23 protein-coding genes are annotated in these 25999 nt (G+C 52.8%); 11 read left to right on the top strand and 12 right to left on the bottom strand.

Annotated elements, in window-relative coordinates; genetic code table 11:
• Positions 1-110: 110 nt before the first annotated feature.
• The 7 genes from K5621_RS08755 to K5621_RS08725 form a co-directional block, all read right to left on the bottom strand.
• Positions 111-731 (bottom strand): thiol:disulfide interchange protein DsbA/DsbL, encoded by a 621-nt coding sequence (locus K5621_RS08755; protein WP_221050960.1) that lies wholly within the window; start codon positions 729-731, stop codon positions 111-113.
• A 35-nt stretch (positions 732-766) separates the two neighbouring features.
• Entirely contained in the window at positions 767-1588 is an 822-nt protein-coding gene (locus K5621_RS08750; RefSeq protein ID WP_221050959.1) for an SDR family oxidoreductase, read from the bottom strand.
• Between the two features lie 117 nt (positions 1589-1705).
• On the bottom strand, positions 1706-2914 hold the full coding sequence (locus tag K5621_RS08745; RefSeq protein ID WP_100142756.1) for a cyclic di-GMP phosphodiesterase: 1209 nt from the start codon (positions 2912-2914) through the stop codon (positions 1706-1708).
• A gap of 278 nt (positions 2915-3192) precedes the next feature.
• A complete protein-coding gene (locus tag K5621_RS08740) occupies positions 3193-3678 on the bottom strand; it encodes a DUF2919 domain-containing protein (protein WP_221051155.1) in 486 nt (161 codons plus the stop codon).
• Positions 3679-4048: 370 nt separating this feature from the next.
• Positions 4049-6055, bottom strand: a complete 2007-nt coding sequence (gene ligA / locus K5621_RS08735; RefSeq protein ID WP_221050958.1) for an NAD-dependent DNA ligase LigA — start codon at positions 6053-6055, stop codon at positions 4049-4051.
• Between the two features lie 74 nt (positions 6056-6129).
• Positions 6130-7098: a cell division protein ZipA gene (zipA, locus tag K5621_RS08730; RefSeq protein WP_221050957.1), complete on the bottom strand. Its 969-nt coding sequence runs from the start codon at positions 7096-7098 to the stop codon at positions 6130-6132.
• Between the two features lie 21 nt (positions 7099-7119).
• Positions 7120-10545 (bottom strand): chromosome segregation protein SMC, encoded by a 3426-nt coding sequence (locus K5621_RS08725; RefSeq protein ID WP_221050956.1) that lies wholly within the window; start codon positions 10543-10545, stop codon positions 7120-7122.
• A gap of 242 nt (positions 10546-10787) precedes the next feature.
• Here K5621_RS08725 and cysZ point away from each other — a divergent pair, with 242 nt between their 5' ends.
• The gene (cysZ, locus tag K5621_RS08720) at positions 10788-11558 is read left to right on the top strand and encodes a sulfate transporter CysZ (RefSeq protein ID WP_100142760.1); all 771 of its coding nucleotides are present in this window, start codon (positions 10788-10790) and stop codon (positions 11556-11558) included.
• A gap of 131 nt (positions 11559-11689) precedes the next feature.
• Here cysZ and K5621_RS08715 read toward each other — a convergent pair whose 3' ends face one another.
• Positions 11690-12442 carry a Nif3-like dinuclear metal center hexameric protein gene (locus tag K5621_RS08715; RefSeq protein ID WP_221050955.1) on the bottom strand — a complete coding sequence of 251 codons (753 nt, stop codon included), beginning with the start codon at positions 12440-12442 and terminating at the stop codon, positions 11690-11692.
• Between the two features lie 238 nt (positions 12443-12680).
• Here K5621_RS08715 and K5621_RS08710 point away from each other — a divergent pair, with 238 nt between their 5' ends.
• Positions 12681-13034, top strand: coding sequence for a hypothetical protein (locus K5621_RS08710; protein WP_100142819.1), 354 nt, complete (start codon positions 12681-12683; stop codon positions 13032-13034).
• Between the two features lie 76 nt (positions 13035-13110).
• Here K5621_RS08710 and K5621_RS08705 read toward each other — a convergent pair whose 3' ends face one another.
• On the bottom strand, positions 13111-13590 hold the full coding sequence (locus K5621_RS08705; RefSeq protein WP_100142762.1) for an outer membrane lipoprotein: 480 nt from the start codon (positions 13588-13590) through the stop codon (positions 13111-13113).
• A 53-nt stretch (positions 13591-13643) separates the two neighbouring features.
• On the opposite strand from K5621_RS08705, the gene aat reads away from it, so the two are divergent.
• From aat to infA, 3 genes are all read left to right on the top strand, one after another.
• Entirely contained in the window at positions 13644-14354 is a 711-nt protein-coding gene (gene aat / locus K5621_RS08700; RefSeq protein ID WP_221050954.1) for a leucyl/phenylalanyl-tRNA--protein transferase, read from the top strand.
• Positions 14332-15054: an arginyltransferase gene (locus tag K5621_RS08695; RefSeq protein WP_221050953.1), complete on the top strand. Its 723-nt coding sequence runs from the start codon at positions 14332-14334 to the stop codon at positions 15052-15054. The genes aat and K5621_RS08695 overlap by 23 nt, the downstream gene beginning before the upstream one ends.
• A gap of 80 nt (positions 15055-15134) precedes the next feature.
• The gene (infA, locus tag K5621_RS08690; RefSeq protein WP_005500725.1) at positions 15135-15353 is read left to right on the top strand and encodes a translation initiation factor IF-1; all 219 of its coding nucleotides are present in this window, start codon (positions 15135-15137) and stop codon (positions 15351-15353) included.
• A gap of 191 nt (positions 15354-15544) precedes the next feature.
• Here the strand turns inward: infA and clpA are convergent, their stop codons facing one another.
• Complete coding sequence (gene clpA / locus K5621_RS08685) at positions 15545-17803, bottom strand: ATP-dependent Clp protease ATP-binding subunit ClpA (protein ID WP_221050952.1); 2259 nt, start codon at positions 17801-17803, stop codon at positions 15545-15547.
• Positions 17804-17837: 34 nt separating this feature from the next.
• Complete coding sequence (gene clpS, locus K5621_RS08680) at positions 17838-18146, bottom strand: ATP-dependent Clp protease adapter ClpS (RefSeq protein WP_025011177.1); 309 nt, start codon at positions 18144-18146, stop codon at positions 17838-17840.
• Between the two features lie 396 nt (positions 18147-18542).
• Here clpS and cspD point away from each other — a divergent pair, with 396 nt between their 5' ends.
• Complete coding sequence (cspD, locus tag K5621_RS08675) at positions 18543-18749, top strand: cold shock domain-containing protein CspD (protein WP_025011178.1); 207 nt, start codon at positions 18543-18545, stop codon at positions 18747-18749.
• A 99-nt stretch (positions 18750-18848) separates the two neighbouring features.
• Here the strand turns inward: cspD and K5621_RS08670 are convergent, their stop codons facing one another.
• Positions 18849-21074 (bottom strand): NADP-dependent isocitrate dehydrogenase, encoded by a 2226-nt coding sequence (locus K5621_RS08670; protein WP_221050951.1) that lies wholly within the window; start codon positions 21072-21074, stop codon positions 18849-18851.
• A 475-nt stretch (positions 21075-21549) separates the two neighbouring features.
• Between K5621_RS08670 and K5621_RS08665 the strand changes: the two genes are divergently transcribed.
• From K5621_RS08665 to purB, 5 genes are all read left to right on the top strand, one after another.
• Positions 21550-22251, top strand: coding sequence for a pseudouridine synthase (locus K5621_RS08665; RefSeq protein ID WP_245003152.1), 702 nt, complete (start codon positions 21550-21552; stop codon positions 22249-22251).
• Complete coding sequence (locus K5621_RS08660; protein ID WP_221050949.1) at positions 22244-22696, top strand: NUDIX hydrolase; 453 nt, start codon at positions 22244-22246, stop codon at positions 22694-22696. Before K5621_RS08665 ends, K5621_RS08660 begins: the two co-directional genes overlap by 8 nt.
• A gap of 167 nt (positions 22697-22863) precedes the next feature.
• Positions 22864-23979 carry a tRNA 2-thiouridine(34) synthase MnmA gene (gene mnmA / locus K5621_RS08655; RefSeq protein ID WP_100142770.1) on the top strand — a complete coding sequence of 372 codons (1116 nt, stop codon included), beginning with the start codon at positions 22864-22866 and terminating at the stop codon, positions 23977-23979.
• 3 nt (positions 23980-23982) lie between these two features.
• Complete coding sequence (hflD, locus tag K5621_RS08650; RefSeq protein ID WP_100142771.1) at positions 23983-24600, top strand: high frequency lysogenization protein HflD; 618 nt, start codon at positions 23983-23985, stop codon at positions 24598-24600.
• 28 nt (positions 24601-24628) lie between these two features.
• On the top strand, positions 24629-25999 hold the full coding sequence (gene purB / locus K5621_RS08645) for an adenylosuccinate lyase (RefSeq protein WP_100142772.1): 1371 nt from the start codon (positions 24629-24631) through the stop codon (positions 25997-25999).

The following is a 25999-nucleotide window of genomic DNA, read 5'->3' as shown; positions in this document are numbered from 1 at the left end:
AAACAACCAAACCCAGCCATTAACCCGTACAGAATTAACTCTAGGTATTAGGACAGAGAAAAAAAAAGAGGCCTTACGGCCTCTTGATGATATTGATAATATTATGGAAATTATGGTGCTTCCCGGTTCAGATAGAGAATGAGTGCCGCCAACTCCTTGGGATCTGAACTTTTCGAGGTAATTAAATACCTGCCATTGACCAAGAGAGAGGGCACACCACGGATCCCGGAGAGTTGAGTCTGGGTATCATAATTGGCCAATGCCAGCTTGCTGTCGGCCGAGCCTAAGGTTTGGTTAAGCTCTTGCTCATTCACCCCTTGTGCCAAAAAGAAATCCTTCAACTGTTGCGGCCGCTCAAAGGCCTGATGTTGTTCATGGATCCGGTTAAAAATATTGCCGTGCACCTGATCGGTAATCCTGAATTTTTGCGCCAGATAATAGGCTTCCTGACTGAGGATCCAGGAAGGACGTCCGGCACCGACCGGGGTTCTTTCAAAATCCAGTTTCCCCTTCAGCAGGGCAGCTGTTTGCTGCATCAAGGGATCCTTGTAGTAGCAATGGGGGCAGTTATAGGAGAAAAACTCTCTGACAATACCGCCCTTGGCTTCGGGGATCCCCGCCACCTTGACATAATCGCGCCCTTCCTGAAAATCGGCCGCACTGGCACTGAAACTGCCAATGGCCAAGAGTATCAACGGCAAGGCTCTCACCATTCTAGATAACAAAGACATAGGCTTTCCTCTTGTTCTGTTTTTAATCATGCCCTTTAACGGCAAGCGGCAATAAGGCTATCAGCGTCGGGGTAACTGTATTCAAAGTCAAGTTCGCGGCAGATGAGAGAACCATCCACCCACTTACCGGTTTCACTCTCTTTTGCAAACTCGGGCGATGCCAAGCCGAGTGCCTTGGCGGCAGCCGGATAAAACTCTTGCCTAGTTGGATGACACGGAGAACAAAGATTATAGATGGCCCCGGGGTTAGCGGCGGTCAATAACTTCAAGCAGGCATTTATACAGTCATCGAGGTGCACCAGATTCACCACGGCGTTCGCACCGGGCAGCCCTGTCTTTCCAGCGAGGAAGCGCCCAGGGTGACGCCCTGGACCGACCAAGCCGGCAAAACGGATAACAGTGACTTGAAGACCTTCATTGGCAAGCGCCAGTATCTTATGTTCAGCCATCGCCAAGGTGCCGCAATAGCTGTCAGATGGAGCATCAACAGATGTCGTCTCTGTGACTACGCCCTGAGACTGAGGGTAAACCCCTGAACTACTGATAAACAACAGGCGTTTGATGGAGCTTGCAGCAATCACAGGCAATAAGCGCTCGAGAGAAGGTAGATAATCATTATCGCCGCGCCTTAGACCGGGGGGGATATTGAGCACTAGGGCATCACAGTCATCCGGCAACGAAGGTAAAGATGCCGGTTCAGCAAGATTGAGGGTCACGGCATCTATTCCCTCTTTTCTCAACAGCTCCGCGCCCTCCTCGGTACGCTTACTGCCGCAAACCTTAATGCCACTGGCAAGCAGTGTCCTTGCCAGTGGCAAACCAAACCAGCCGCAGCCCCAAACCGCAATATGTTTCATCGCCCTACTCCGCTGTAAACCGAGCTCAAGCATAAGACAAATAACAATAAAAACCAGAGGTGAACCTATGAGTGACTAAACTTTAGCCGCTCAAAGCAAGAGCAAGCGGGTTGCAAACTATTCCAGGGCGCTGAAATAGAAACTGATGCTGGCACCGGTTTGCAGGGTTTTTGAGGCGCCTTCGGTCAGTTCATCAGACTTGAGCACCGCCTCCACGCTGACATCTTCATCCATCAGAAAGCGCAACTTAGGCTCGCTGCCATCGCGTTTACAGGCCCAAACCTGAGGCTGTCGCACCTCTGATGTGGTCATCATCACCTTGCCGACGCTGTTGTCAGACAGACTCACCAGGGTGCCAGGCGGATATATACCCAACACCTTGACCAACGCCGAAATCAGTTGCTCCTGATGTTTGCCAACCCGATATTTAAATAGGTATCCCAAAGCGATTTGCGGCGAGACGATCTCCTGACGCGCCAATTGGCTGTCATAGTCGTTGGCCAGCGCGACTATCTGAGTGATCAGGGGCAACTTGGCCAGCTTGAGCCCATCTGGATAGCCGGAGCCATCGATAAACTCATGGTGGTGCATCACGATATTCAGCACCTCATTGCCAAACAGGCCACTGCGTTTGAGCATGTCATAGCCAAAATTGGGATGCATAGAGAGGAAGTTGCTTTCATGTTGACTCAAAGGCCCGCGCTTACGTCTGATAGACTCCGGCACCTTGAGCTTTCCAACATCATGCAGCAGTGCGCCCAGGGCGATATCCCTAAGCTTATCTTTGGAGAGTTCCAATGAGTGGGCAATCATCAAAGCTAATACAGCGACCGATATCCCGTGTTGAGTAACGCTGGGAGCGCCTTCACCACTGGACACCAATGCCAGTTTGGGGCTATCGGACTCCAACAGATGCTCCAGCATTTGCTCAACTAAAGTTGAGGCTTCACGAGCGGCGCCTTCGGGATCGGACACCAACTTACTGACCACGGTACGACTGTCATTAATGGCATTCAAAAAACGTCCCTGACTCTTGCGTATCGCCTTACGAGCTGTCGCTTTGGGATCTGGCTTACTGTCCTTTGTCTGCTCTGTGACTTGTTGCGCCTCGTCTTCCTCTTCAATCACATCATTGAGCAGTTCCTCATCGGAGAGCAAAATGACATAGGGCACTCCGAGATTACGGATCATCTCTATTTGACTGGCATCTTTGATTTCTATGCGATTAAACAAAAAGGGGTGATCTGTCCAAGACAGAGGCAATTTGACTGTAATGCCGGTTTGCAGGCGTGACAGCGGGAGATGGATCCTTTCAGCTTTGGCCACTCAAAGTTTCTCCAGAGAACGACTTGATAAACAAGGTTTAAAAAACCATTACCCAAGAGTCCTAACTATAGTCTATTGAAAACCAAGCGTAAGACTTAAGCGCCAAATTTATGACAAAAACAGCATATTTGACAGTATTTTAGTCTTTAAACTGCATTGGGCGCCCGGATCTGTTTAAATTTCACCCAAAACGGCCGTTAGAAATAGTTATTTGAGCCGACAGAAACAAACTGATCCCTGTTTTATATAGCAAATAACTGCCGAATCTGCCTTTTAAGTCACTCCGATATGTCTTGTTTTTGCCAGTCGTTGAGATAATGGCGTAAATGCGCCGACTTGGCGAGGTACAGCAAGGACCAGAACAGCAATAAGGCATCCAACGCCAGATTCCAACTAAATAGCCAGTCACTGTGACCAAGACGCTGAATAAGCAGCATGCCATCTATCCCCAGCAGCAGCGCCAACCACCAGCGAATTTGCCTAAACAGTGGGATCAATGCCTCAAATATCCGTTTACGCTCAGCCAGGATCAAACCATAGATCAACAAAGCACCGGCGCCGGCGGCCAGAGACAATAGAAAGTCACTCTTTTCCGGATAAAATAGCCGCACCAGAGCGGCCCTGTCGCTGGCCTGGGTCAGGGACGCTGCAAACACACACCAGCCGCGAGCCAAAAACAGCACTATGATGTAAAGCAGTAACGGTGGCTTGATATGGCCATCATTGTCGAGCCAGCGCACATGTTCAAATTTAAGCAAGGGCATGATCCCATGATTGTGACTCACCCAGACAAGGCCTGGCGCAGCCATGATAAAAATAACCTAAAGCGTCCACGCTTGTGACTGACTCTGTTTTTAAGCAGATGCCCCGAGATACACCTCTTCCATAAGCGGCCTCAATGAGGCGATCTGAGAGCGAGTCTCGACCAACCATCCTACGGAATAATGAGGTGGGTCCTGTGGCAACACAATTCAAGTTATGTGGCGCAAATAACCTAAATAGAAGCCAGAAACACACCGTTTGGCTATTTTGACTCTACAATCTTAAGGGGCTCATACCACCTCGGATTGGTTGCCATTGAGTGAAGGTAAAAAAGCCCCGCGGCTTGGCGAGGCTGAAGCAGAAAGATTAAGCTCAGGACTGCAGCAGCGCCAGCAGGCCGGCTTCATCCAACACCTTGACCCCAAGCTCATTGGCCTTGGTCAATTTGGAGCCAGCGGCCTCGCCGGCCACTACGCAGTCTGTCTTCTTGGAGACACTGCCGGACACTTTGGCGCCGAGCGCCTCCAGCTGCGCCTTGGCGTCAGTGCGGCTCATCTGGCTCAGAGTGCCGGTCAAGACCCAAGTCTGCCCCTTGAGCGGTTGCTCGTCTTCAGACGGCGCTTCGATGGCCGGCCAGGTCACCCCGGCGGCCAGCAGTTTATCTATCACCTCAAGGTTGTGGGGCTGAGCAAAGAAGTGCGCCACATGCTGAGCCACTATGGCACCGACATCTTCCACTTCGATAAGCTGCTCGACACTCGCCTGCTTCAGGGCATCCAGCTCTTTGAAGTGCCGTGCCAGGTTGGCAGCGGTAGACTCGCCTACCTCACGGATCCCCAAAGCGTAGAGAAACTTGGCCAGGGTTGTTTGCTTGGCCGCTTCTATGGCCTGCACCAGATTAGTGGCCGACTTGAGCCCCATCCGCTCCAGCATAGTCAGGGCAGAAGCCGTGAGTGAGAACAGATCCGCCGGGCTCTCTACCAGCTCCTTATCGATCAGCTGCTCGACTATCTTGTCGCCCATGCCATCTATATCCAGCGCCTTGCGGGAAGCAAAGTGTTTGATGGCTTCCTTGCGCTGCGCTTCGCAGAACAAGCCACCTGTGCAACGGGCCACGGCTTCCCCCTCAAGACGTTCCACCTGAGAGCCACAAACCGGGCATTGCTCCGGGAAACGGATCTCTTTGGCATCCTCAGGTCTTTTTTCCGGCACCACGGCAACCACTTGTGGGATAACATCACCGGCGCGGCGAATGATCACAGTATCGCCAACTTTCACCCCAAGGCGGGCGATTTCGTCGGCGTTGTGCAAAGTGGCGTTGGAAACTGTCACCCCACCGACAAACACAGGCTTAAGCCTGGCAACCGGTGTCACGGCGCCGGTGCGGCCTACCTGAAAGTCGACCCCTTCGAGCAGAGTCATCTCTTCCTGGGCCGGAAACTTATAGGCGATGGCCCAGCGCGGTGCACGGGAGACAAATCCCAGTGTCTGCTGCGCTTCTATGCTGTTGACCTTAAATACCACACCATCGATTTCATAGGCCAAAGCACTGCGGCGCGCCATAATATCCCGGTAGTAGTCATCCACTTCGCTGAGGTCCTTGGCAAGGCGGATCTCACTGCTGACCGGCAATCCCCAGGTTTTAAGCTGCTGCAACTGCCCAAGATGGGTGTCCGCCAGCGGGAAGGATTCCGGCTCAACCACACCCAATGCATAAGCGTAAAACGCCAGTGCCCGAGAGGCAGTGATCTTGGAGTCCAGCTGCCGCAAACTGCCGGCGGCGGCATTACGCGGATTGACAAACAGCTTGTCTCCCTTGACTCGGTTACGCTCGTTGAGCGCCTCGAAGGCCGCCTTGGGCATGAATACTTCACCGCGCACTTCCAACAGCGGCGGATAGTCATCCCCCCTGAGTTTCAGCGGCACCGCCCGAATGGTGCGAACGTTTTCGGTAATATCTTCACCGACCGCACCATCGCCACGGGTGGCGGCACGCTCCAGCACGCCATCGCGATAGAGGATACTGACAGCCAGCCCATCGAGCTTGGGCTCGCAGCAATAGCTGAACTCGCCGACTCTGTCAGTCACCCGTTTATGGAAGGCGGCAAAGTCTTCTTCACTGAAGGCGTTGTCCAGACTGAGCATAGGTTTGAGGTGAGTCACCTGTTCAAATTTGGCCAGCGCCAGCCCACCGACTCTGAGGCTTGGCGAGTCGCTGCGTTGCAGCTCAGGGTGCTCGGCCTCCAGCGTTTTGAGCCGCTGCATCAGGCGGTCATATTCGGCATCGGGAATGCTGGGGTTGTCATCCACATAGTAGCGAATGTTGTGCTCGTTAATGGTGCTTATCAGCTGATCAATTTCGTTTTCAATGGCTTGCATAAAAATTCCGCACAAAACAAAGGCCGCAGAGGCGGCCTTGGATAGAGAGACTCACACTGGCTCCCTGATGAATATCAGCCCTGGGCCCGAATACGGCCCAGGTAGGCTTGTTTAGTATCCTGATGCCATGGCTGACGTTGGCCGTCTAGCAGATCGGCACCAAGATCATCCGCCAATTGATGGGCGGAGTTGAGCATGATGGAAAAGTTCATCAGCGGATCGCCATGACAAGGTAAGGTCATAAACAGGACTATCCCTTGAGTGCTGAACTGTTCCATGTTGTCCGGATCAAACACCCCGGGCTTAACCATGTTGGCTAGGGAAAACAACACCCGCCCCGTACCAGCGTTATCTTCATGGCGATGGAAAATATTCATATCACCGAACTTGAAGTTCAGTGCCAACAAGCAAGGCAGCAACTCGGCGCCGCTGAGGCTCTCGCCTTCTTTGGCAACCACATGCAGTACCAAAACATCCTTGGGATCGGGCAACTCATCGTGGCGCGATTCTTCCTTGGCCTGCTCGCGGGTCTGTTGTTCAGTAGCCAGTTGTGGCTCTGGCTGACGATTTGCCTGATGACCGGCTTGGGCCGCTATTTGAGTGTCGTTGTGATTATCCGCGCCCAGCCCAAGCTCCATCTGCATTTCGGCCGTATCTTGGTCATCATCGAGATGCAACACTGGCTCTTGCCGTTGTAGCTTGCTATTCACTCTCGGCTCGGGTTTGGCCCCTGAGAGGGAAAATGCCTGTTCAGTTTCAGTCTCATCAGCCTGAGGCGACTGGAAGCCAGGTTTACGCAACTTGCTGCTCTTGAGCTTGGGTGGCTTTTCATCCGGTGAGACTTTACGCACCCTCACCTCACCAATTCCATCGGCATCGAAACCTTCGCTATCACGCCGAGCCTGATCCTTATAGAAACCTGTCAGCGGGTTTTCTTTCAGCGACTTGGGCTGTTGTTTGCGGATAGACCAGAAACCGTGAACCAGCACGGCAATGATGGCAATCGCGCCCAATACAGACAATACCAGTTGCAAATCTTCCATTGGTTACCTGTTTTCCTATGGTTATCCGGCGTCGGCCATAGCCACCGCTTCTTCAATATCGACTGCGACTATGCGAGAGACACCCGGCTCATGCATAGTGACACCTATCAACTGATCAGCCATCTCCATAGTGAGCTTATTGTGGCTGATATAGATAAACTGTACGCTGTCCGACATCTCCTGCAAAAGACGGCAGAATCTGTCGACGTTGGCGTCATCCAAGGGTGCATCGACCTCATCCAGCATACAAAAAGGCGCCGGATTGAGCCTGAAAATCGCAAACACCAATGATAAAGCCGTCAGCGCCTTTTCTCCACCCGAAAGTAGATGAATCGTGCTGTTCTTTTTGCCCGGTGGCCGGGCCATGATGGTCACTCCGGTATCGAGTAAATCATCATCTGTCAGCGCCAGATAGGCACTGCCGCCACCAAATACCTTGGGAAACAACTCTCCCAGTCCGGCATTGACCTGCTCAAAAGTCGCCTTGAAGCGACTGCGGGTCTCTCTGTCTATCTTGCGGATCGCCTCTTCGAGACTAGCCAGCGCCTTGTTGAGGTCTTCATCCTGGGCATCGAGATAAGCTTTACGCTCTTTTTGCTGCTCATACTCTTCAATGGCCGCCAAGTTAATGGCGCCGAGGCGACTTATCTTGCGCCGAACCGATTCCAGTTCATCCTGCCAGGGCGCGATTTTTGCTTCATCCGGCAGGTTTGCCGCCACTTCATGCAACTTGATCTGTTGCTCGCTGAGCTGCGCCAATTGGCTGTCGGCCTGACCTTTTAAGCCCTCGCGACGTAACTTTAACGTGCTGATTGTCTGAGTCAAGTGCTCCAGTTGTCCAAGCTGTTGTTTTTGCTTTAAAGCTGTACTATCCAACTGCTGTTGCTGCTCGGCAAGTTTGGCCCGGGTGCGCTCAAGCTCCGTCTGCATCCTGTGTTGCTGCGCCAGCAATCCCTCCAGGCGTTGCTCCAGCGGTTGCAGCTCGGCGCTATCAGCCCCCTGCTGCGGTCTATCTAGCAATTCACTGCGCTTGTGCTCGGCCTGCTGCAACTGCTCGGTCAACTGTTTACGCCGCTGCGCTGCCAACGCCAAGGCGGTTTTCTGCTCCGCCAGAGTCCCGTTCAAGGTTTTTAACTGGCGCTCGAGTTCGCTCAGGCTGACTTTAAGGCTGTTTTTTTGCTGATTGGCCTCGTTGTGGCGCTCACTCAGCAATCGCTCCTGCCGCTGGCGCTCATAAAGAGTATCATCGGCAGCAAACTGACTCTCAATCAGCGTCTCCAGCTCAAACTGCTCCTGCTCGAGGCGCTCTTTTAGCTCGGCGATTTCCGCTTCTATCTGTTGCCTTTGTCTGAGTTCGCGTGCCGCCTGCTCGGTGGCCGCCTCACAAGCCATCACTGCGCGGGTCAACGCCAGTTGCTGTTGCTGTAGCGCCTCGGACTTGAGCTGCTGAGCCTGCCTTAATTCGTTGAACCTATCCTGAGCCGCAGTAGTTTGTTGCTGCGCCTGCCGACTCTCGCTTGCAAGCTTATCGAGCTCGGCCTGAATGGCGCCCTGCTCGGCGGTCAGCTTCACCAGTGACTGGCCATCCTCGGCGAGCGTCAGCTTTACATCATGCGCAAAAAGGTTGCCATCGCGGCAGAGGATCAACTCCCCCTCTGCCAGCCCCTGCTCGAGCAAGTTGGATGCCTGCTGCGCCGACTCGGCCCAGCGCACCCTGGCAAGCCAGGGGCTTAAGTTGACGCTAGCGCTGACCGGCCCCCAACTTTGGCGACGAGTCTGAGCAAAACCTTGGCCATCAAATGGTTTGCTGTCAGGATAGACAGCGGCGCGCATCAAGGGGCCAAGCCAAGCCTCAACCACTTGCTCCCAACCGGCCTCGACCTGAATGTCCTGCCAAAGCTGAATCAAGGCAGTTTGTGTTGCTTGCGTTGCTTGAGCGGCGCCTTCGAGCCACTGACTTATCAGTTCCAAGCGACCAGTTAGCCCCGAGCGGCGCTGCACCAGCTGTTGCTCCGCTTGTCTTGCCCGCTCCCACGTTTCCTGGGCCTCAATCAACTCTGCACCATGGCGTTCGACATCGGCCTTAGCTGCCGCCAATTGTGACTCACACAAGCTGACCTGCTGCTGAAGCTCAGCCGGGTTTGCCCCGTTATCGGCCTCAGGTTGCTGCAATCTTGCACTAAGCTTATCGAGCTGCTCGGTGCGCTGGGCATGTTGCTGCTTAAGATGCTGCTCCCGGGTGGCGGCGAGCTCCTGCTGATGCTTGATATCTCTGACTGCAGTCACCGCCTGTTGCAACTCACCGGCAAGGCTTTCACTTTGCGAGAGCGCCGCTTCATACTGTTGGCTCAGTTCAAACTGCTGCTCTTCCAGCACCTCCTGGCGCGGCAAATGTTGCTGCAAACTGTCATCCAGAGTTTGCTCCTGCTGCTTGGCCTGAGCCAGCTGTTCATTCAATGTGACGATTTGCTGTTGCAGCGCACCCAATTCAGATGCCTGCTGTATATCCCGCTCTTTGAGATACTTGAGTTGCTGCTCGATACGGGCGATTTCAGTGTTGTTGTGATAAAAATCGGTAACTTGGCGCTGCTCTTTTTCACTGAAATCATCCTGAGCCAGCTTTTGCTGAGTCAAACTCAACTCCAACTCTTGTTTTAGCGCCTGCTGCTGGGCCAGCTCGGTCTCCAGTCTTTCTATCTCGCTGTTTTGCGCCTCGGCCTGCTCATTGAGCTCCAAGAAACGCATCACCAAGAGTTCAGCATGCAAACGCCGCTCGCTTTGCTTGTATTCCCGATAGCGTTTGGCGGCCTGAGCCTGAATCGTCAACTTATCCAGTTGCTTACCCAGCTCGGAGCGAATATCCCCCAGGCGCTCAAGGTTTTCACGGGTATGGCGAATACGGTTTTCCGTGTCCTTGCGCCGCTCTTTATAACGGGAGATGCCCGCGGCCTCTTCGATAAAGACCCTGAGTTCCTGTGGTTTACATTCTATCAAGCGGGAGATGGTGCCCTGGCCTATGATGGCGTAGCTGCGCGGCCCAAGGCCGGTGCCCATAAAGATATCCGTAATATCCTTGCGGCGGCATTTTTGACCGTTGAGAAAATAAAGAGCTTCGCCATCGCGGGAGACCTGGCGCTTGACGGAAATTTCACCGTAGTTGGCATACTGGCCGCCGATACGTCCAAGGGCGTTGTCGAATACCAGCTCAACGCTGGCGACAGAAACAGGCTTACGGGCACTGGAGCCGTTAAAGATAACATCGGCCATGGAGTCACCGCGCAGGTGTTTGGCCGAGCTTTCACCCAGCACCCAGCGCACGGCATCAATCACATTGGATTTACCGCAGCCATTAGGGCCGATAATGGCCGTCAGCGGATTGAGAAAAGGGATTTTGGTAGCATCGACAAATGACTTGAAGCCAGCGAGTTTTATCTGTTTGAGTCTCATATTTGCCGTTGGATGTCAGTGCCGATTGTTTTTGTTTTGCGGGCCAATCCTGAAGGAAATTCAATAGCCTGATTGAAACGCCGCCGTCCTGGCCCAAGAAGCTGTATAAGCGCTGTCACTTTAGCAAAGCGGGCCGCATTTTGTAACGCTTTTTATTCCCTTGGCTGCGTTTTTCCCTTGTTTTCGTGGCCTTGGTTGCTCAAAATCGGCCTAAGTATTCTTTTATTGAGAGTAAGTGGTACATGTCCGCATCTTCAAGACCCGCCAAGAGCGGCGTCAACTATTTTCTCCAAGGCTTTAGCCTGATCAAGCAACCGGGCTTGCGCAGCTTTGTGTTTATTCCGCTGATGATCAACCTGCTGTTGTTTGCCGGCGTCATCTATTTTGCCATAGGCCAACTAGGAAATGTGTTTGCCTGGCTCGAAGGCCAACTGCCGGACTACCTCAGCTGGCTTAATGTGATCCTCTGGCCACTGGCGATTATCACCCTGCTGGTGCTGCTATCGTTTATCTTCAGCTCCGTGATGAACTGGCTGGCAGCGCCATTTAACGGTCTGTTGGCCGAAAAGGTAGAGCAACTGCTCACCGGCAAGCCGCTCAATACCGGCGGCACCTTGGATTTAATCAAGGATCTGCCGCGGATCCTCGGTCGTGAATGGCAAAAGCTGGCATATTACCTGCCACGAGCCATACTGATCTTACTGCTGTTTTTTATCCCTGTGATTGGCCAAACCGTTTTCCCTGTGGTCTGGTTTATCTTCAGTGCCTGGATGATGAGCATCCAATACTGTGACTATCCTTTCGATAACCACAAGGTGGCATTCAAAGAGATGAAGTTTGCCCTGAAAAATACCAAGGGTAGCAGTATGAGCTTCGGCGCCGCCGTCACTCTGTTTTCCATGATCCCTATAGTCAACTTTATCGTGATGCCGGTTGCCATTTGCGGTGCCACTTCCATGTGGGTCGACAAGTATCGCGAGGCCTATCGCAATCCGGCCATAGCGCCCGATTAAACGTCGTATCCATGAAGATTAAGGCTGCAACAATAACCTAGCTGACGTTGCATACCGCCACCAATGGTTTGGCGGCGGTATGCATATAACAGGAATACTCGGGGCCTTGGCCTAATCATCCCGGCATAAAATTACACTGGGTTTGGAATATCGATAAACTCATGTTCGAGATCAAATTCTCGAGCCAAATGTTCTCCCAGGGCCTTGATACCAAACCGCTCTGTAGCATGGTGACCAGCACCGAAGTAATGGATCCCCTGCTCCACCGCGCTATGGAAAGTGCGCTCTGACACCTCTCCGCTGATAAAGGCATCTACCCCCAAGGTCGCGGCGGTATCGATATAATCTTGAGCGCCGCCAGTGCACCAAGCCAGCTTTTGTATAGATTTATCACCGCCATCCAAGTGTAGAGGCGCCTGCCCCAAACGTTGCTCAAGCAAGGCACTCAAATCTTTGGCTGTCATTGGTGAATCAAATACACCTTGCCAAAGCAAACCTTGAGCGACAGTCTCCACCGCCTCTGGCTCTATAATTCCAAGCGACCGGCCCAATTCGGCGTTATTACCCAGCACAGGATGGGCATCGAGCGGCAAATGATAACCGAACAGGTTAATGTCGTTGAGCAATAAGGTCTTGATCCGTCGCTGTTTCATTCCGGTCAGTACTTCGGGCTCATTCTTCCAGAAAAAACCATGGTGCACCAATAGGGCATCGGCTCCGGCTTCCACTGCCCGGTCAATCAATGCCTGGCAGGCGGTCACACCTGTGACTACTTTGCGAATTTCGCCCTTGCCTTCAACCTGCAAGCCATTGGGAGCATAATCACGAAATTTATCCAGTTGTAACAGTTCGTGCAGATATTGTCTGAGTTCCTCTCTTTTCATGGGGGTTTCCTGTCGATTCAGATGCCGATATATGCCGACATTCTAGCACAGCAAGTCCTTGGGGTTGAGTTCACAATTCCGCGTCAGGAGGTCGGTTTCAGACCCCAAAGCGGGCAAAAGCTGCGCCCTTGGACACAAGTTTGCTGCTTTTTGGCCTGCAAATTGGACATTTCCGGCCTTTGACTTATAAAATTATCGCAAACCTTCAAGTAACTCTAAAAACAAACAGGTTATGAATATGGCAAAACTGACCAAAGAAGAAGTTATCAGCGCACTGCAGCAAGCTCTCAGTGAGCAACAGGGCAAAGCAGTGACCATTGAACAAAATGGCAGCTGGTACAAAATCGATGGCGGTAAATCACTGCGTTTCGCTGAACTGGAACAGATGCTGGCAGATAGCGCCAAACCAGCCAAGGCTGAAACAAAGCAGGAAAAAACCAAGGCGGCCAAGCCTGCTGCAAAGCCCGCCGCTAAGACCCAACCCAAACAGGCTACGCCTGCCAAAGCCGGCAACCAAGGGGGCAAGACTCCCAAAGAACTGTGGCGTGAAAAACTGGCGGCCGGTAATCACAAACTGCCTCGTGGTTTTTAATTGTTCCATCCAAAACAAAGGCGCCGAGAGGCGCCTTTGTTTTATCTGTTATAGGCTCAAAGCTTACACAGTCAAATCACATAGCCAGGTCGACCCGGACGCTGCCCTGCAGATAAACCACCCGCACTTCATCGCCTACCTTGAAGGTCATGCCGGGATCTTCGTCTTGTATAATCATCACCTGGGTTTCATCTTCTTGGCGTATCATCAACTCCACCAACTTGAGTTCACGATAGTAACTGCTGTCACCATATTGATGACCAATACCGGCGCCGAGCAGAGCACCCAGCACGGTTGCCACATCCTGACCACTACCACCACCGAACTGATGACCAATCACGCCACCGAGCAAGGCACCACCGAAGGTTTTCCAGCCGCGATTTCTGTCTTCCATCAGCTGTTTTTCGGTGATTTTCCGTACCGATTCCACCTGGCCGTAGAGTACTTTCTCAACCGGCTGAGCCTGATTTCTATCATAACCGGCATAGAGGGACTGGGTTCCTGCAGCGAGGGACAATGAGAGCAGCAGCATTGCATTCAGTATCAGTTTCCACATAGCTGTTTTTCCGCTAACTTATAAGAAGGCCCTGAGCAGAATCATACGCAATTGTGAACCTACTGTCTTTCTTAAATCATGAGTTGGATCCTTTCCCATCGCCTGAGCTGGCGCTGACGGATCCCAACGGCCTATTGGCCATTGGCGGCGACCTGCATCCCAGGCGGTTACTCAACGCCTATTACGAGGGCATTTTCCCCTGGTTCAATACCCATGACCCCATTCTCTGGTGGTCTCCGGATCCCCGCGCCGTCTTTGTTCCTGGCAGCATCAATATCTCTCGCAGTCTACGCAAATATTTGAAAAAGCAGGATTGGACTTTCAGCATCGACCGAGCCTTTGCCGATGTGATGGCCGGCTGCGCCATGCCGCGAAAAGATCAGCCCGGCACCTGGATAACCGGAGAGATCCGTCTGGCCTACCAGGAGCTGCACCACTTGGGCCATGCCCACTCCTTCGAGGTCTGGGACAATGATCGCCTGATAGGTGGCCTGTATGGCCTGGCCGTGGGTCAGGTGTTCTGTGGCGAGTCCATGTTCCACCGTAAAACTAACGCCTCCAAGGCGGCCTTTATCGCCCTGCACCAATATGCACTCAAGCAGGGTTTCAGACTTATCGATGCTCAGGTGATGAATCCGCACCTTGAGAGCCTCGGAGCCAAGAGTTTAAAGCGTAAAGATTTTCTCGCACTCTTGAAACAGTTCAGGGACGGTAGTCTTGCCAGGGATTGCTGGCAAACCGATGAGGTCAAACTTGAACTCTGATACCCATGCCATTGCCATAGGCCTCAGCCAACCCTTTGCCTGCAGCTACCTGAGCGGACAACAGGAGCAGTTATTGGTGATCCAGGAAGATGAGCTGGACTTGTCACTGTTTGAGCGCCTATTGGCACTGGGGTTTCGCCGCAGTGGCGGCGCCATCTACAAGCCCCGTTGCCCTCACTGCAACGCTTGTCAGCCCATCAGAGTCCCGCTGGATGAATTTCGCCTGTCCAAAAGACAAAAACGCACCCTGGCTAAAAATCGTGACCTGCACTTTCGGATTGTGACCGAGGAAACCCCGGCTCACTATCCCCTCTATGAGCGTTATATCTGTGCCCGCCACAGTGACGGCCCCATGTATCCTCCGAGCGAAGAGCAGTACCGGCATTTTCTCGCCTGTGAGTGGCTCAGCCCGGTGTTTATCGAACTTTGGCATGGTCAGCGACTGGTTGCCGTGGCGGTGACAGATCTCCTGCCCCAGAGCCTGTCAGCCATCTACAGCTACTTCGACCCGGACTACAGCGACCGCTCCCTCGGGATCTTGCTGGTACTGCTGCAATGCCGCCTGGGCAAATTGATGTCGAAATCGTTCCTCTATTTGGGATATCAAATAGATAACCACGACAAAATGGGTTACAAGCGACTCTACCGCCCCTATGAGATCCTCGGCGTTCAAGGCTGGCAGAAAAGCGACAATCACTGAGGCCTCCCCTTTACAGCCGCTGTAATTTGCGGCATGATACGGCGGTTTTTTACATTCGAGGCTAACGGGATAACTGATTAATGGCGAAAGAAGACAACATTGAGATGCAAGGGACTATCCTTGAAACCTTGCCAAATACAATGTTTCGGGTTGAACTGGAAAACGGTCACGTTGTGACTGCTCACATTTCCGGTAAAATGCGTAAAAACTACATCCGAATCCTGACCGGTGACAAGGTCACTGTGCAGCTGACTCCATACGACTTGAGCAAAGGGCGTATCGTCTTCCGCTCACGCTAAGATCCCAGTTATTTCTCAAAAGCCGGCTGTGCCGGTTTTTTTGCTGGTGAGCCCATGGGGGCGACCCACTGCGCAGCAGGCGCACCTGGCCTGCCGTTGTCTATCCAGGCATCAATGTGTCGGATAAGGGTCAGGATTCAGAATAAAAATGGCTGCCAGTGGCAGCCATTTTTTTGTTTTGACTAAGCTTCTCAGGAGATCTTCTCCGGCGCTTCCGTATTGATCTCCAGTTCGCCATCTTTGACATCCACATGGGCGATGCCACCGGACTCAAGTTTGCCAAACAGGATTTCATCGGCCAGCGGCCGTTTCAGCAGATCCTTGACCACTCTGGCCATAGGTCTGGCCCCCATGGTCTTGTCGTACCCCTTCTCGGCCAGCAAGGTTCTGGCTTCATCACTGACTTCCAGCGTCACCCCTTTCTGATCCAACTGTGCCTGCAGCTCGACCAGGAACTTGTCCACCACCTTGGCGATAATGGTCATATCCAGATGGTTGAACCAGATAATGGAGTCGAGTCGGTTGCGAAACTCGGGCGAGAACACCTTATTGATCTCCGACATCGCATCCTGGCTGTGATCCTGCTGTTTGAAGCCAATGGACTTACGCACCGTTTCTTGCACCCCGGCGTTGGTGGTCATCACCAGGGTCACGTTGCGAAAATCCGCCTTGCGGCCGTTGTTATCGGTCAAAGTGCCGTGATCCATTACCTGCAGCAGCAGGTTATAGATATCCGGATGCGCCTTTTCGATTTCATCGAGCAGCACCACACAGTGAGGCGTCTTGATTACGGCATCGGTCAGCAAACCACCCTGATCGTAGCCGACATAACCCGGAGGCGCGCCAATCAAACGCGACACAGTATGGCTTTCCATATATTCGGACATATCGAAGCGGATAAGCTTGAGGCCGAGGCATGCCGCCAACTGGTTGGTCACCTCAGTCTTACCCACCCCGGTTGGGCCGGCAAACAGGAAGCTCCCCACAGGTTTGTTTTCATTGCCAAGACCACTGCGTGCCAGCCGAATCGCCGCGCTGAGACTCTCTATCGCCTTGTCCTGACCGAACACCACCATCTTCAGGTTGCGTTCCAGGTTTTTCAGCAAGTCTTTCTCGGAAGACGTCACTGTTTTTTCCGGGATCCTAGCCATCTTGGCGATGATGGTTTCAATCTCGCTCTGACCCACGGTTTTCTTGCGTTTGCTCTGTGGCATCATCGCCATCCGCGCCCCCGCTTCGTCGATCACATCGATGGCCTTATCCGGTAGATGTCTGTCGTTGATATGCTTATCCGACAGGCTGGCGGCACAAGCCAAGGCGGCTTGGGTATAACGCACTCCATGATGCTCTTCGTAACGACTCTTGAGCCCCTGAAGTATCTTGGTGGTTTCGGCCACCGAAGGTTCGTGAATGTCCACCTTCTGAAAACGCCGCGCCAATGCTCTGTCCTTCTCAAAGATGCTTTGATATTCCTGAAAAGTAGTAGAGCCCATACAGCGCAGATTACCGCTGGAGAGCAAGGGCTTGAGCAGGTTGGATGCATCCATCACCCCACCGGATGCCGCACCGGCACCGATAATGGTATGGATTTCATCGATGAACAGAATCGCATTCTGATCCGCGGTCAGCTCTTTAAGCAGACTCTTGAAGCGTTTCTCGAAGTCGCCGCGATACTTGGTGCCGGCCAACAGCGCGCCGAGATCCAGAGAGTAGACGGTCGCTTCGCTGATCACCTCAGGCACAGACTCATTGACTATCCGATAGGCCAAACCTTCGGCGATGGCAGTCTTTCCGACGCCGGCCTCGCCCACCAGCAGCGGGTTATTCTTGCGACGACGGCAAAGAATTTGAATCGAGCGTTCAATTTCGTTGTCGCGGCCGATAAGCGGATCTATCTTGCCCTGTTTGGCCATCTCATTGAGATTGCTGGCAAACTGAGCCAGCATGCTGCGCTCTTCTGTGGCTTCGGATTGATCTTCCAGACTCTCCTGCGAACCCGGAGCATCGGCCTCATCGTTCTTGGCAAAGCCGTGAGAAATATAATTCACTACATCCAGGCGGGTAATATCGTAACGGCGCAGCAGATAAACCGCCTGGGACTCCTGTTCGCTGAAAATGGCCACCAGCACGTTGGCGCCGGTTACCTCATTGCGACCTGACGACTGCACATGAAACACCGCCCGTTGCAACACCCGCTGGAAACCCAGTGTCGGCTGGGTCTCACGCTCGTCATCAGGGTCACTGATAATAGGCGTGGTTTGATTAATAAAGTTGGCAACTTCCTCTTTGAGTCGGTCGATATTGGCACCACAGGCGAGTAAAGCATCCCTTGCGGCAGGGTTATCGGTCAGCGCCAGCAGCAGGTGCTCAACCGTCATATATTCGTGACGGGCATCTCTGGCTTGCTGAAATGCCAGGTTCAAGGTCACTTCAAGATCTTTGTTCAGCATACGCACCCCCTAAAAAACTACAGAGACAGGCTGGTTAAGCTTCCTCTAACGAACACAGTAACGGATGTTGGTTTTGTCTTGCAAACTGATTCACCTGAACCACTTTGGTTTCGGCTATCCCAAATGGGTAAACACCGCAAACCGCTTTTCCCTGATGATGTATGGTCAACATAATGTCCGTGGCTTCCTGTTCATTCTTACGAAAGAACAGCTGAAGTACCTCCACAACAAAGTCCATTGGGGTATAGTCATCGTTGTTCAGAATCACTTTATACATAGGAGGCGGTTGCAGTTCCTGCTCAACCCCTTCCTCCACGCGCTCTATCTGTCCAGTCTTACCCATGATTCAATATTAGCCTCTCAACTTGGCTTCTACCAACACTATGCCCGGCCATATTTCAAAGTACCGTTTGGCAGGTCCTGGGCGGTATTGCCCTTTGTCACACTATACTCTGGCGCGGCGGCGCTTGTCTAAGGCGTTTCTAACTCATGCTTATTTTTCAATCGGTTAAAATTGATTCAATATAATAAAGTGAGTAAATATCCAGACACTTCCATTGAAGAAAAGCTCCCAGTGGCAAACTAAGATTCCAGCGAAACCATATGCAATGTTGTTTTTTTGTTAATTTCGGCTTGACATCCAGCAACACTACTTACATTCTGTTATCTGAGCGACTGCTAAAGCGCTCAAAAGTTTTACTATCTTACTGGGAAGCAGACAATAGAAGGAAGTGGAAGTATGGCAAGCGGAACTGTTAAATGGTTCAACAACGCCAAAGGATTCGGGTTTATCTGCCCTGATGAAGGTGGTGAGGATGTTTTTGCGCACTATTCAACTATTGAAATGGAAGGCTATAGAACTCTAAAAGCAGGCCAACCTGTTGAATTTCAAGTTGAGAAGGGCCCAAAGGGTATGCATGCCTCGGCTATCTCTCCAGTTAAATGACCGGGTGAACAGAGATGAAAAAAGGCGGGGTCATCCCCGCCTTTTTAATGCTTACTTGGCAATTGAATGAGGGATAACTCCCTCATTCAACTTTCAGCATCAAGCGCTCAGAAGGCGATTCAGGCTGGCACTTGGGCGCATAGCCTGCTCGGCTTTAACAGGATCCAGCTTATAGTAACCACCCAGTTCAACCGCGCCCCCCTGAGCACCATTGAGTTCAGCCACTATCTGCTCTTCTGCAGCCACCAGGCCTTCGGCCAGAGGCGCAAAATAAGCTTTCAGCTCGGCATCCTTGTCCTGCTTGGCCAACGCGCTGGCCCAGTATTGCGCCAGGAAGTAATGACTGCCGCGGTTATCCAACTGCCCCACTTTACGAGATGGTGACTTGTTGTTATCCAGGAACTGCCCTATTGCCTGATCCAGGCAATCAGCCATCACCTGAGCCTTGGCATTGGCCGTCGTCTGGCTTAGGTGCTCGAGTGAGGCTCCCAACGCCAGAAACTCGCCCAGAGAATCCCAACGCAGGTGGTTTTCCTCTTCAAACTGCTGTACATGCTTGGGTGCACTGCCGCCGGCACCTGTCTCGAACAGACCGCCACCATTCATCAGCGGGACGATTGACAGCATCTTGGCACTGGTACCCAGCTCAAGGATAGGGAACAAGTCGGTGAGGTAGTCACGCAGCACGTTACCTGTTACCGAAATCGTGTCCTTACCGGCTTTAATACGTTCAAGGGAGAAACGGGCCGCCTTTTCAGGTGACATGATGTGCAACTCAAGCCCATCGGTATCATGCTCAGGCAGGTAGGCATTCACCTTGGCGATCACCTGGGCATCGTGGGCACGATTTTCATCCAGCCAGAATACCGCCGGGGTGTTGCTCAGTCTGGCGCGGCGTACGGCCAGCTTGACCCAGTCGCGAATTGGTGCATCTTTTACTTGGCACATGCGCCAGATATCACCGGCTTCAACGGCGTGGGACATAAGCACATTGCCAGCCTTGTCCAGTACTTTGACCGTACCGGCTGCAGGGATTTCAAAGGTCTTGTCATGGCTACCGTACTCTTCGGCCTTCTGGGCCATCAGTCCCACGTTTGGCACACTACCCATGGTCGCAGGATCGAAGGCGCCATGTTCTTTACAGAAACTGATGGTTTCCTGGTAAACACCGGCATAGCAACGATCCGGGATCAGTGCCTTGGTATCTTTCAACTGACCATCCGGGCCCCACATCTGACCACTGGAGCGGATAGCAGCAGGCATGGAAGCATCGATAATCACATCGCTTGGCACGTGAAGGTTGGTGATGCCCTTGTCTGAGTTCACCATCGCCAGCTCAGGGCGGCTCTGGTAGACGGCGGCGATATCGGCTTCAATGGCCGCTTTCTGCTCGGCCGGCAACTTAGCTATCTTGGCATAGACATCACCCAGACCATTGTTGACGTCCACACCCAGCTCACGCAAAGTTTCACCGTGTTTGGCGAATACATCTTTGTAGAACACCTTCACCGCATGGCCGAACATAATCGGATCGGACACTTTCATCATGGTGGCTTTCAGATGCAGCGACAGCAGTACATCTTCTTGGCGGGCGGCTTCAATTTCGCGCTCGAAGAAGGCGGTCAGTTCGCGCTTGCTCATAACGGCCGCATCTATGATTTCACCGGCCAGCAACTCAAGCCCCTGCTTAAGCACCAGTTGGCCACCATCGTTTTGTTCGAGCACTATGTTGACAGTATCGGCCTCTTTGAGGGTAACGGATTGCTCGCTGCCGTAGAAATCCCCTTGTTGCATATGAGCCACATGAGACTTGGAGTCCTTGCTCCAGGCACCCATTGAATGCGGGTGCTTACGGGCATAGTTCTTGACCGAAGTCGGGGCGCGGCGGTCTGAGTTCCCTTCACGCAGCACAGGGTTTACCGCACTGCCCTTGATCTTGTCATAACGGGCCTTGATTTCCCGCTCTTCATCGCTTTTGGCTTCGGCCGGATAGTCGGGCAGATCATAACCTTTGGCCTGCAACTCTTTGATACAAGCCTGCAGCTGAGGAATGGAGGCGCTGATATTGGGCAGTTTGATAATATTGGCTTCGGGCTGAGTCGCCAGTTCACCAAGCTCCGCCAGATGATCACCGATGCGCTGCGCTTCGGTCAGACGCTCGGGAAAAGCGGCAATCACACGGCCGGAAAGAGAAATATCGCGGGTTTCGACATTGATGCCGGCTGCCTGGGTAAAGGTTTTGATGATAGGCAGTAGAGATAAGGTCGCCAAAGCCGGCGCTTCATCTGTCTGCGTATAGATGATAGTGGGGTTTTTATCAGTCATTTTCAGTCCTACGCTTTTTATAAAAATAAGTTGTTATAAGTGTTGTTATTTTTTGGGTTTTCCTAACCTTTTCTGGCCCAAGGTAGCACCTTTGCTCACCGTTGATATAGATCCGGTCGAGGGGCGCGAAAATTGGTTGTAGATCACAATTTGGCGAACATCATAGAGCATTCCGGCCAAGATTCAAATTCCACTATAGGCGAGTGCCGGGTACACTCTGTTAAAAGTTCCAAACCTGCGCTGCCGTCAGGCGGGGCATAGGTGTTACACTCTGGCATATCGCTTTTAAATGGTCAGAGCACATAGCTCAAGCAGCCAGGATATCTCAATGAATTCGCCAGTCTCTCACTCAAAATCCAAACGCCAGCCAAGCACAGATAAACCCCATGGTTGTAAAAAAGCTGGCAGCGAAAAGGAAGCGCATTCAAGCAGCGGGAATAAAAACAAACCAGCGTCATCTTCCAGGGGCCCACGAATGGATAAGACAACCAAGGGAGCGGGCCTTAGTCGTAACCGTAAAAGACAGAGTCCAAATAACCAGAGCCAAGGTTCCAAACACCCGCGGCCAAAGACACAATCTCTCTCGATTGCAGAAACCCAGGTGGTACTGCTGAATAAACCCTTCGATGTGTTATGCCAGTTTACCGACGAAGGCGGACGGCGCACGCTCAAAGATCTGCTGCCCATTGCCGGTGTTTATGCCGCAGGCCGTCTGGACAGAGACAGCGAGGGCCTGCTACTGCTCACCAATAACGGTCAACTGCAGGCCAAGCTGACCCAACCCAACAAGCACACTTACAAGACCTACTGGGTACAGGTGGAAGGCGATGTTGATGACACCGCGATTCAAGCCTTGCGTCAGGGCGTTGATCTTAAAGATGGCCCCACCCTGCCTGCCAAGGTGCGCCGTTTGCAGTCACCCGAATCTTTGTGGCCACGCAATCCCCCTATACGTGAGCGGCGCAATATCCCCACCACTTGGCTGGAGATCTGTATCCGTGAGGGGCGCAATCGTCAGGTGCGACGGATGACAGCTCACGTCGGGTTTCCCACTTTAAGATTGATACGTTATGCCATAGGCGCTCTCAGCCTGGGTAGCGAGCAAGGGCAATGCCTGCAGCCCGGTGAATATCGTACTCTTTCCGACGCGGCGATTAAGGAGCTTCTCCATGACTAACCGTTATCGCCCCAATGTGACAGTGGCCTGCATTATTGAGGCCGAGAATCGTTTTCTGCTGGTCGAAGAGTTGATAGACGGCCAGCAAAAATTCAACCAACCGGCCGGTCACTTAGAAGCAAGCGAAAGCCTTATCGACGCCTGTCGCCGCGAGGTGCTCGAAGAAACCGGCCTGACAGTCACCCCTGAAGCTCTGGTGCGGATAGATCAGTTCAGCGTTTCCAAGGAGCTGGCCTTTTTACGTTTCACCTTCTGTGCCCGCCTGACCCAGTGTCAGAATGCCAAGCCTTTGGACGTTGCCATCAAGGCAACCCATTGGTTGAGTATGGATGAAATCACCGCTCTGGGATCCAAGCTTCGTAGCCCCTTGGTCAGCGCCACACTGGAGAGTTATTTGCAGGGACAACGGCTGCCGTTATCTTTGCTCAATAGCGAGCTGTTGTGATTAGCTCTAGGCACCAAGGCGTGATAGAATACGCCCCCGCAGAAACTGGGCGCCTTATGGCTGTTTACCTGCCCTCGCTTCACGCCGATAACAGGCGGCAAGAACCGGGCTCAAACAGCAGTTTTCTTTTCGAGCGTCCATGAATGAATTCAACGGTTTTAGGATCTATGACAGCTAACACTCCCAATGCATCAGGAAAAAAAGTCATTGTCGGCATGTCCGGCGGTGTCGACTCATCTGTTTCAGCCTATCTGCTGCTCCAGCAGGGCTATCAGGTAGAAGGCCTGTTCATGAAGAACTGGGAAGAAGATGACACCGACGAATATTGCTCTGCCGCCGAAGATTTAAAAGATGCCCAGGCTGTCTGTGACAAGCTGGGGATCAAGTTGCACACGGTCAACTTTGCCGCCGAATACTGGGACAATGTATTCGAGTACTTTCTGGCCGAATACAAGGCGGGACGCACGCCTAACCCGGACATCATGTGCAACAAGGAGATTAAGTTCAAAGCCTTCCTTGAATTTGCCGATGACATTCTCGATGCCGACTATATCGCCATGGGGCACTATGTGCGCCGCCGTGATACCGACGGTAAGACCCAGTTACTTCGCGGCATAGATGGCAACAAGGATCAGAGCTACTTCCTCTATACCTTGAGTCATCAACAGGTGGCGCGTAGCCTGTTCCCGGTCGGAGAACTGGAAAAACCCGAAGTTCGCCGCATCGCTGAAGAGCAAGGACTGGTCACCTTCAACAAGAAAGACAGCACAGGTATCTGTTTTATCGGTGAGCGCAAGTTCACTGAATTCCTTGGCACTTACCTGCCCGCCCAACCGGGCAAAATCGAAAATGTCGACGGTGAAGTCATAGGCGAGCACCAAGGGCTGATGTACCACACTCTGGGCCAACGTAAGGGGCTTGGGATTGGCGGCATGAAAAACAGCAATGACAATCCCTGGTATGTGGTCGACAAAGATCTGAAACGTAATGTATTGGTTGTCGCCCAAGGCGGCCAGCATCCGAGACTCATGTCGGTTGGCCTCACCGCTAGACAGCTGCACTGGGTCGACAGACAGGGCCCGGCCGATGGCGCCAAGATCACGGTCAAGACCCGTTATCGCCAGCAGGATATCCCCTGCACTGTTTATATCCAGGGTGATGATGAGCTGAGAGTGATCTTCGATGAGCCGGTAGCGGCAGTCACGCCCGGGCAGTCGGCAGTATTCTACGACGGTGAAGTCTGCCTGGGTGGCGGTATCATAGAAACCCTGATTAGGGAGTAATCATTGAGCGAGCAATTGCATGACCGCACCATGGCATTTGCCGGCATTTTGCAGGCTATCGCCCAGGTGCAATATATCGCCCGCCACGGGGAAAGCGATCCGCAGCAGTTGGCGGCGGCACTCGATGGCATCATGGTGACAGATCCCGAGAATATCGATGAGATCTATCCCGATAAGTTAGTGCTGGCCAACGGCTATAAGTGGATTATCAATCAACTGGGTGACAGTGCCCAGAAAGATGTGGAAATCACCCGTTATCTGGTCGGCATTCTGGCGCTTGAGCGTAAACTGAGTCGCAACCGGGCAGCGCTCGGAATGCTGTCTGAGCGCATCAATCAGGTGCATCGCCAACTGAGCCACTTTGCCATAACCGACGAGCAGGTTATCGCCAACCTGGCCAGTATCTATAGCGATATCATCAGTAGTTTGGGACCTAAGATCCAAATATCGGGCAACCCCAACATACTGCAGCGGCCACTGGTTCAACATAAAATACGCGCCTTGTTGCTGGCAGCAATGCGCAGTGCCGTACTCTGGCGTCAACTGGGCGGTAAACGCAGACATCTGGTGTTTGCTCGCAAGGCGATCGTCGATACAGCTAAGAAAAGCCTCACCCTATAATAAAGCCAAGTTCATCAAGGAGCTTATAATGGATCTTTCCGCACTGACTGCTATCTCACCGGTAGACGGGCGTTATGGTAGTAAAACCGCCGAGCTTCGGGGGATATTCAGCGAGTACGGTCTTACCAAGTATCGTGTTCAGGTCGAAATCAACTGGCTGAAGCTGCTTTCCAGCTGCCCTGAAATCGAAGAAGTCCCGCCCTTCAGTGAAGAGGCTCTGGCATTACTGGACAATATTCGCGACAACTTCAGCGAAGCCGATGCCCTGAGAGTCAAAACCATCGAAGCCACCACCAACCATGACGTCAAGGCGGTGGAATACTTCATCAAGGAAAAAATCGCCGACAATGCCGAGCTGGCCGCCATAGGCGAGTTCGTGCACTTTGCCTGCACCAGTGAAGACATCAACAACCTGTCCCACGGCCTGATGCTGACCGAAGCCCGTGAACAGGTACTGCTGCCATACTGCCAGAAGCTGGTAGAGGCTGTTAAAGAGCTGGCCAGACGTTACAAGACTGTGCCTCTGATGTCCCGTACTCACGGCCAACCCGCCTCGCCTTCGACTCTGGGTAAAGAGATGGCCAACGTGGCCGTACGTCTCGAGCGCCAACTCAAGCAAATTGAAGCGGTTGAGATCATGGGTAAGATCAACGGCGCCGTGGGTAACTACAACGCCCACCTGTCGGCCTACCCAGAAGTTAACTGGCACGAACTGTCACAGCGCTTTGTCACCAGCCTGGGGCTGAACTGGAACCCCTACACCACTCAGATTGAACCGCACGACTATATTGCCGAGCTGTTCGATGCCGTGGCCCGTTTCAATACCGTGCTGATTGATTTTGACCGTGATATCTGGGGTTATATCGCCCTGGGTCACTTCAAGCAGAAGACAGTGGCCGGTGAAATCGGCTCATCCACCATGCCGCACAAGGTTAACCCTATCGACTTTGAAAACTCGGAAGGTAACCTGGGCATAGCCAACGCCCTGATGCAGCATCTGGCCAGCAAACTGCCGGTTTCCCGCTGGCAGCGCGATCTGACCGACTCCACAGTACTGCGTAACCTGGGTGTGGGTATCGCCCACTCGCTGATCGCCTACCAGGCCACACTCAAGGGTGTCAGTAAGCTGGAAGTCAACGAGGCGCATCTGCGCGATGAACTGGATCACAACTGGGAAGTACTGGCCGAGCCGGTACAGACAGTCATGCGCCGCTATGGCATCGAAAAGCCTTACGAGAAGCTCAAGGAGCTGACCCGTGGCAAGCGTATCGATGGTCAGCAGCTGGCGGCCTTTATCGACGGTTTGGAACTGCCAGAGCAAGTGAAACACGAACTCAAGCAAATGACACCGGCCAACTACATAGGCCGCGCCGAAGCCTTTGTCGATGATTTGAACTAA

The organism is Shewanella carassii (assembly GCF_019670705.1).
In the GTDB taxonomy this organism is placed as follows: Bacteria; Pseudomonadota; Gammaproteobacteria; order Enterobacterales; family Shewanellaceae; genus Shewanella; species Shewanella carassii.
This window is presented reverse-complemented; position numbering and strand designations above follow the sequence as displayed.